We start from the raw sequence: 2,024 nt of genomic DNA, 5'->3' as shown, positions 1-2,024 counted from the left end.
AAATCCATCCTTGCCCAGCGTTTTTCAGATGAGGCGCATAGAGATGCAAGAGAAGGGCAATGCTTTGAAATTAATTTATATGAAGTATATTTCTCAAGCATATTCATGTATTTTACATTGAGAAAATGAGTTTAGCTTGGATGGCGTATAACGACCAAGGCTTGACGACGTTGGCGATTCCTGAGCCTCGAAGAGGCGTTAGGAACAGGCACGAGAATTGCTCTGCAATTCGAGTGACTGAGCCAATGTGCCGAAGGCCAAGCGAGAGTTGCGCAGCAATCTCGAAGCGCTGCGTCAGAGCCGATAGTTAGTCGCCGTTTTTTTGTTTTACCGCTATGGAAATAGTTTCAACAAGCTTATCTACATTCTTTTTTATTTGTTCTTTTGAATCGCTACGATTAGAGGATAGCAATTTGCTTGTCCTGTTTTTAGTAATGAATCCAATTTTCCCAGCTACTAGGAGAATATTCTTTTCTAAGCCTTCAATATTTTCTTTAAAATCTTCAGAGGTTATAATATGCAAGAATTCATTAATTTTTCGCCAATCTGATTTTTTTACTATTTCTTTATAGCTATCATGGAGATATGTTAAGTAATCAAGAGCAGAGACTTGCGCTTCCAACTCAAAAGCGAGTAGCGGATCGTCTTCAGCGATTTTACTCAGATTATCCACGAATAATTTATCTTCTGTTTCTTCATCGCTAATAAACATTGAATCAGCAATGTCAATAAACGACCCTACTGCAGTTTTTACAGAGAGAAGTGTATCAGGTAACAGTTCGGGGAATTTTTTTCCCAACTCGTCAATATAAATTTCTAGCAATAAGGTTTTTCTCTGAAATCTTATGATATCAAACCATACTTCGATTAAATATAGTAAAGCTTTTCTGAGAGCTCTCTTCTTTGATTGACGATCAAAAAAAAGATCCTTCATACTCCCTAGAATAACTCCTATCGCAAGAGTGATTAATGTTTGAAAAAATGTTGATTCCATATAAATTCGAAAAATGGCGACTAACGACGTTGGCTTGCCGACGTTGGCGACTCTGAGCCTCGAAGAGGCGTTAGAGCCAGGCGCGACCTTTTGCCAAGCAAAAGTCGTGACTGGAGCCAATGTGCCGAAGGCCAAGCAAGGGTTGCGAAGCAAGCCCGAAGCGATGCGGCAAGTTGGCAGTTAAGCGAAGTTACGCCTCAAACACGTTGCAATTTAATTCAATTTCACTACTTGGACGAAAGTCCAATAGTATGAAATTCCCTTATTCCAAAGTATCGCGCTCCCCTTTCGGGATTGGATAAAATGGAACCATAAGCTTCCGCAGGACGCTTAAATATCAAGATGCAATCCCTGGCGACGGCACCAGCTCGCATTGGGGAGCGCTAAAACTCTGAAAAATTTCCTATGTTTTAGAACCGAATCCGCACGCTTCCGAGCTTCTAAAAATAAAAAAACAAAATCCGGCGGAATTTCGCTTAACGACCAAGGCTTGACGACGTTTCGCGGGTGCGTTAGCACTTGGCACGAGTTTGCCCTGCAAACGAAGTGACAAAGCGAAATGTGCCGAAGGCCGAGCGAGAGTGCGAAGCATCTCGAAGCGATGCGTCAGAGCCGACAGTTAGGCGATGTGCTGAAATTATTAATTCAGAGCACTTCGTGAAGCAATGACTACAAATAGCAATTCAAACATTGCTAAAATTGACAAAGTCGTATCCGTATCGGAATCGATAATCAGAATCGTAATACCATTTAGAAATCTTGGTACGACCAAGAAAACAATTGAATAAACTTTGTATTTAGCATTAGACAAATAAAGAACAATTGCAGTTAAAATATTGATAATTCCAAAAGCAGGATAAGCAATTGAACTACTAATCTTTTTAACCGAGTCACCAAGATAATACTTGGCTATCCAATGTTGTCATGCAGTGATCCTGCCATAAAATGATCCCATATGCAATAGTAGCGAAACAAATAGATAGTCTATATTTATTGGCTATTTCATTATAAATAAGAAAAGTATTAAAAC

Annotated in this window: 1 protein-coding gene; it reads right to left on the bottom strand. The window is 39.7% G+C overall.

What is annotated here, in order from left to right; translation table 11 throughout:
* Nucleotides 1-307: 307 nt before the first annotated feature.
* The gene (locus tag LEP1GSC061_RS00030; RefSeq protein ID WP_198014223.1) at nt 308-934 is read right to left on the bottom strand and encodes a hypothetical protein; all 627 of its coding nucleotides are present in this window, start codon (nt 932-934) and stop codon (nt 308-310) included.
* Nucleotides 935-2,024 lie beyond the last annotated feature (1,090 nt).

It is taken from the genome of Leptospira wolffii serovar Khorat str. Khorat-H2 (assembly GCF_000306115.2).
In the GTDB taxonomy this organism is placed as follows: Bacteria; Spirochaetota; Leptospiria; order Leptospirales; family Leptospiraceae; genus Leptospira_B; species Leptospira_B wolffii.
The sequence above is the reverse complement of the archived record's forward strand: the minus strand, read 5'-3'. Positions and strand labels throughout refer to the sequence as shown.